Genomic DNA, 6,232 nt, shown 5'->3' with positions numbered 1-6,232 from the left:
CAGGAAAAATAACTCAAGGTAAGGCGCTCGATTGAGCAATAGCTGGCTATTGGGATTGAGAGCAACACAGCCTTGAGCTATTTTAACTAGTACAAGTGAGCAATAACTTAATGGGATTGGTATTAGTAAAGCTTTGAAAATTTTGAGTTTTAATGGTTTATGTTAGTTAATTTAAGGTTATGAAAAAGAGATTATTATTTCTGATGCTAATGCCTTCTTCGTTAGTGCTAATTTTTCTAGTTGGCATAAATGCTCATTGGGTGTTGAGTAATACCAGTTCCATTAAGTTTGTGATCTTGTTGTGCGCAGGAAAAATAATTCAAGGTAAGGCGCTTGATTGAGCAATAGCTGGCTATTGGGAGTGAGAGCAACACAGCCTTGAGCTATTTTAACTAGTACAAGTGAGCAATAACTTAATGTAATTGGTATAAGCTTGTTTTAACGGACAAGATGTTGCTAATAGGCTCTGTTGTTGTTAATGGTTGTCGTTAGGTGAAATTAACTTGGCTATTTATATTTGACCCATCACAGTAACGGTGATTAATGAGCAAAATATTATATTTTTTATATTTTTTAATAAAATTGAACTAATCGCGATACAGGTACTCTTACTTAATAAGAGATTTCCCCCCTCGGTTTTGTTTTTATTAGTGTTTTATATTTTTATACGCTCCTCATTTGAGGGGCGTTTTTTTTGTCTTTTTTTTGTAAAGTTGAAATTTTAGCAAAGTATTAAATAAAGTTTAAACACTTACAATCGCTCTCGGTCTTCTTATTGCTACTTTAATAGTTAAAACCTATTGATATGATAAATTCAAACGATTGTTCCTATTTCAATTATCGACGTATCATTGTCCCAAGTTAACAAGTACTCATATTTTTAAAACAAGTGGAGATAAACATGTATAAATCAATTATCAATTCAACCATCCAGCCATTTAACGCAACCGCATTTAGTCAAGGCGAATTCGTTGAGCTTTCAGAAGCCGATGTTGCAGGTAAATGGGCAGTATTTTTCTTCTACCCAGCTGACTTTACCTTTGTTTGCCCAACAGAGTTAGGTGATATGGCTGACCATTATGCACAATTACAAGAAATGGGCGTTGAAGTTTATTCAGTATCAACTGACACACATTTCACCCATAAAGCTTGGCACGGTAGTTCAGACACTATTGGTAAAATTACTTACCCAATGATTGGCGACCCAACAGGCAAAATTACTCGTAACTTCGGTGTCATGATTGAAGATGACGGCCTAGCATTACGTGGCACGTTTGTTATTAATCCTGAAGGCGAAATTAAAATTGCTGAGATACATGACCTAGGTATAGGCCGTTCAGCGAAAGAGCTAGTGCGCAAAATTCAAGCGGCACAATATGTAGCTGAACATGACGGTGAAGTATGTCCAGCAGCATGGCAGCCAGGTGCAGAAACATTAACACCATCACTAGATTTAGTTGGCAAAATTTAAATAAAGTAAAAATTACCGCGATATTTTAACAATATCGCGGTATTTACCAAGCCAATGCAGAATGACCTAAAAATCATCCTATTCATCAGTTTTTCAAAGGAATAAACCATGTTAGATACGAACTTAAAGCAACAACTAACGACCTATTTACAGAATTTAACATCGGCTGTTGAATTATCAGTATTTTTAGGTGACGACGTTAAATCAAAAGAATTAAATACCTTGGTGACAGAAATTGCTGAAATGTCAGCATTAGTCACGGTTGTTGCAGCAGATGCAAGCAACGAGCGTGTGCCATCAATGTTAGTAAAATCAGTTAAAACCGGTGGCGAAATGCGCTTTGCTGGTGTACCAATGGGGCATGAATTTACTTCTCTGGTATTAGCCTTACTGCACAGCGGTGGACATCCAATAAAGCTTGATAAAGCGGTTATTGAGCAAGTGGCCTCACTAGAAGGTGAGCATAGCTTTGAAACCTATATTTCCTTAAGTTGTCAAAACTGCCCTGACGTAGTGCAAGCACTTAACATGATGGCGGCAATTAATCCGCAAATTAAGCATGTGATGGTTGATGGGGCATTATTCCAAGAAGAAGTTTACAAACGAGATATTTTATCAGTACCCGCAGTTTACTTAAATGGCAAAGCGTTTGGCCAAGGCAGAATGACGGTAACTGAGATTTTAAATAAAGTTGATACCAATGCTGGCGCGAGACAAGCTAAAGTAATCAACGATAAAGAAGCTTTTGACTTATTAGTCATAGGTGGTGGTCCAGCCGGTGCATCTTCAGCGATATATAGTGCCCGTAAAGGTATTCGCACGGGTATAGTGGCTAACGACTTTGGTGGCCAATTACAAGAAACCTTGTCAATTGAAAATTTTATCTCAGTCAATGCAACTGATGGGCCTAAGCTAGTGGCTAATTTAGAAGCCCATGTTAATGAATATGATGTTGATATTATGAATAATCAACAGGTGAAAAATATTATCGAAAGTGATGTTGAAGGTGGCTTAATCACCGTTGAATTAGAAAATGGTGCCACCTTACAAACACGCTCAACCATTATTGCCACAGGGGCAAGATGGAGAGAAATGAACGTTACTGGTGAGCAAGAATATCGCGGTAAAGGTGTGGCTTATTGTCCACACTGTGACGGGCCATTATTTAAAGGTAAATCAGTGGCAGTTATTGGTGGCGGTAACTCTGGTATCGAGGCCGCCATTGATCTTGCTGGATTAGTTAAACATGTCACTGTGCTGGAGTTTGACAGCGTATTACGTGCCGATGCCATATTACAAAATAAGGCACGTTCGTTACCTAATGTTGAGATTATCGTTAATGCTCAAACAACTGAAGTATTAGGTAATGGTAAGCATGTAACTGGGCTAAACTACCTTAATCGTGCGACAGATGAGCAAGAAAGCATCGAACTTGCCGGTATTTTCGTACAAATAGGCTTAGTACCAAATTCAAAGTTCCTGCAAGGAACTGTTGATTTAACCGAGCGAGGCGAAGTGATTATTAATCACAAAGGCGAAACCAATATTGCGGGTGTTTATGCGGCGGGCGATGTAACAAACACGCCATTTAAGCAAATTATTATTGCCATGGGCAGCGGTGCAACAGCAGCATTAGGTGCTTTTGATTATTTAATTAGAACACCGAACCCACTTGAAAATACTGAAAGCGTTAGCCAAGTTGCCGCGTAATAGCAGATTAACTAGGCGGACTAGCTTGGCGGCTTAAATTAGCGCTGAAACGCCAGTGTAATAAGTACTAAAACAATAAACACTACCGTGAGCAGCGGTAGTGTTTATTTCGTTAATAGCGCGCTACTCTTATTAATCAAATAAGCCAGTTACCGCTTGGCGCACTTCATTAACAACGGCTCTGACACTTTCCATTTGGGCGTAGCCAGTACGACAAAGCAAGGATATTTCACGCACGGGTTGTGGGCTTTCAAAGGGAATGTAATGAATATGCTTTTGCGGAGCATAATTAATAGTCGCCAATTGTGGCAACAGTGTAATACCTATATTGCTTGCCACCATATAACGTAAGGTTTCAAGGCTGGTGGCTCGAAAACTGTCATCTTCCTCCGCACCAGCGCTAAAGCAATAGCCCATGGCTTGATCTCTCAAACAATGCCCATCCTCTAAGGTGAGAATTTTTTGATTATGTAAATCATCAAAGGTTACTTTTGTTTTATTAGCCAATGGATGTGAAGGTGACGTTGCCATCACCAAGGGCTCGGTGAATAAATCGTAGCGTTCAAAACGCACCATTTCTGGCAACCAAGGCAAAATTAAAATATCGAGTTTGCCTGCTTCCAATTGCTGCAGTAAATCTTGAGTTCTATTTTCATGTAAATAGAAGTTTATTTTCGCCAGGTTGCTGTTCAGTTTGGGCATAATATGCGGCAATATATATGGCGCTAAGGTCGGTATTAAGCCTATATGTAAGTCACCGGACAGTGGATCAAGTAGCGCTTTTGCCGCTTCTTCAAAGTTATTTGCAGCGTTCAGTACTTGCCGAGCTTGTTGTACTAACTTTTCTCCTGCTGGTGTTAGCATAACATTGCGCGGTTGACGTTCAATTAAGGTCAACTTAAGACGCTGTTCTAGCTTCTGAATTTGACCACTGAGTGTTGGTTGACTAACAAAGCAAGCATCGGCAGCATGGCCAAAATGTTTATATTCGGCAATGGCGGTTAGATACTCTAAATCACGAATTTTTATCATAGTTTAAATCTATTGATATGGGGATAATGATAGTTAGCTTGATGTTAACTTAAGCAACTAAGTTTAGCTATTATGTTGAAAAGTAAAACCTGCTTGCAAAGGCTATAAACTTGTTAACAGTTTGGTTAATTGAGCCGCTATTTGAAATGACTTACTGTACTTTTAAGTCGTAAAGCATTGAAGCATTAAAGCGATTGAGGTATTAAAGTTTTAATCGCTGATAAGCTGGAATGTTAATAAAAGTTTCATCACCTTTTGCAACGGCTTCTTTTAAGCTGGCTTTTCTATTTTGACGAGACTCAATACTTTCACCAAAAACCTCAAAGTGAGCTTGCGCGATAATACCGACAGCCTCTTCATGAGATATAACCCCTAAGGCTTTACCCGCATGAATAAAACCTTCGGTCCTGAATTTTAGCTGTTCATCCTTTTTATGGTTTTTAGTGAGCTTAAAAACGTTCAATAACTGTTCTTTGCAACAATCTAAATATTCGTATTTATTCATTATTTTCCCTTCATTTTCTAAGGTTTACTTAAATATACACCAGCTCTTTGAGTAAGGTGAGTAGTTTTATTCATCGGTATTTTAAATGCCTTTAATCATTAGTGCTTTTGGAATCATTAATAATGAGGCTAACGTGCTCAATACCGGACTAATTTTAATGGTGATATCCACTTACAACGATATAGATAGGGTACTTCATGCGCCTGAAAACACTAGCATTGTAATTAAAGAACCATACTAGCAAAGGCGGATAATTATTTTCTTGCGTTTATTTACAGCCTGTATACAATAACAGTAATACTGTTTAAAAATACAGGCTTGCTCTTAAGTAGCTTAAGGAATAACGATGCGCCCTTTAACACCAAGACAACAGCAGATTTTTGATCTGATCCGAGACAAAATTTCTGATACGGGTATGCCGCCAACGCGTGCCGAAATTGCTACTTTCTTTGGTTTTAAGTCGGCCAATGCAGCAGAAGAACATTTAAAAGCGCTAGCGAAGAAAGGTTATATTGAAATATTACCTGGCACATCGCGTGGTATTCGTCTTACACAAGAGTTTATCGCTGAAGACGGCTTGCCACTTATTGGTCGTGTTGCCGCAGGTGAGCCTATTTTGGCGCAAGAACATGTTGAGCAACATTATAAAATTGATGGTAGTTTATTTCATCCTCCAGCTGATTACTTATTGCGGGTTAATGGCGAAAGTATGAAAGATATTGGTATTATGGACGGCGATTTGTTAGCCGTTCATCAAACAACTGATGTGCAAAATGGCCAAGTGATTGTTGCGCGTGTTGAAGACGATGTTACCGTTAAGCGTTTTAAGCGTGAGGGCAATGTGGTTTATTTACATGCTGAAAATAAAGATTTTTCACCGATTGAGGTAGATTTAACGTCTCAGCAATTTAATGTTGAAGGTTTAGCGGTTGGTGTTATTCGCGCAGCTGATTGGATGTAGTTTACTTTGCACTTAATTTATACATTCTAATATTTACCTACGCTAGATGTGCTTACACACCATTTTCCCACACTATATTTCGCAGATTTAACGATTGATTGGTTTAACCTTATGGGCTTAAATCTGCGCTTTTCTTACTTTTGACCCCCCATTGATCTACCTAACGTTTTTGATGAGAACAATCCTCTTATTTAGCAATAAACACCACAAATAGCCTGCTTTTTATACAACCCATTTTTGCATTGATTATTTATTATTCAGTATGAGAAATAGGCCTTGAACAAAATATGAACATTGCCGCTATCCTTTTAAAACTGTACTTTTTGTACAGTTTAGGGCTTTTACTCTATTGTATTTGTTGGCTTTTATTTATCATGGTTTTGAAATTAAGAATTGACCCCTATCAAGTTTTAAGTAACTCTAGTCTGGAAAACGTACAAAAAAATAATAGGGCGCAATTGACAGCTGTCGATTAATGCGTCACTTAAATAATAATAAATGTATGCGTTAAATAACCAGTTTTATAATGAAAACACGTTATTTGGCCTAAATT

The 6,232-nt window shown here is 38.1% G+C and carries 5 protein-coding genes; 3 read left to right on the top strand and 2 right to left on the bottom strand.

Translation table 11 applies throughout. The features are described 5' to 3' along the window. The first annotated feature begins 901 nt into the window (after positions 1–901). Together ahpC and ahpF are read left to right on the top strand one after the other, a co-directional pair. On the top strand, positions 902–1,471 hold the full coding sequence (ahpC, locus tag ESZ39_RS09525; protein ID WP_146879681.1) for an alkyl hydroperoxide reductase subunit C: 570 nt from the start codon (positions 902–904) through the stop codon (positions 1,469–1,471). A 108-nt stretch (positions 1,472–1,579) separates the two neighbouring features. Next, on the top strand, positions 1,580–3,181 hold the full coding sequence (gene ahpF, locus ESZ39_RS09520) for an alkyl hydroperoxide reductase subunit F (protein WP_146879680.1): 1,602 nt from the start codon (positions 1,580–1,582) through the stop codon (positions 3,179–3,181). A gap of 132 nt (positions 3,182–3,313) precedes the next feature. Here the strand turns inward: ahpF and oxyR are convergent, their stop codons facing one another. Together oxyR and ESZ39_RS09510 are read right to left on the bottom strand one after the other, a co-directional pair. After that, positions 3,314–4,213 (bottom strand): DNA-binding transcriptional regulator OxyR, encoded by a 900-nt coding sequence (gene oxyR / locus ESZ39_RS09515; protein WP_146879679.1) that lies wholly within the window; start codon positions 4,211–4,213, stop codon positions 3,314–3,316. Between the two features lie 202 nt (positions 4,214–4,415). Then, positions 4,416–4,718: a hypothetical protein gene (locus ESZ39_RS09510; protein WP_146879678.1), complete on the bottom strand. Its 303-nt coding sequence runs from the start codon at positions 4,716–4,718 to the stop codon at positions 4,416–4,418. Positions 4,719–5,064: 346 nt separating this feature from the next. On the opposite strand from ESZ39_RS09510, the gene lexA reads away from it, so the two are divergent. Beyond that, a complete protein-coding gene (lexA, locus tag ESZ39_RS09505; RefSeq protein ID WP_146879677.1) occupies positions 5,065–5,679 on the top strand; it encodes a transcriptional repressor LexA in 615 nt (204 codons plus the stop codon). Positions 5,680–6,232 lie beyond the last annotated feature (553 nt).

The organism is Colwellia sp. C1TZA3 (assembly GCF_007954265.1).
In the GTDB taxonomy this organism is placed as follows: Bacteria; Pseudomonadota; Gammaproteobacteria; order Enterobacterales; family Alteromonadaceae; genus Cognaticolwellia.
Note: the sequence above shows the minus strand (reverse complement) of the source record. Positions and strands in the feature narration are given on the sequence as shown.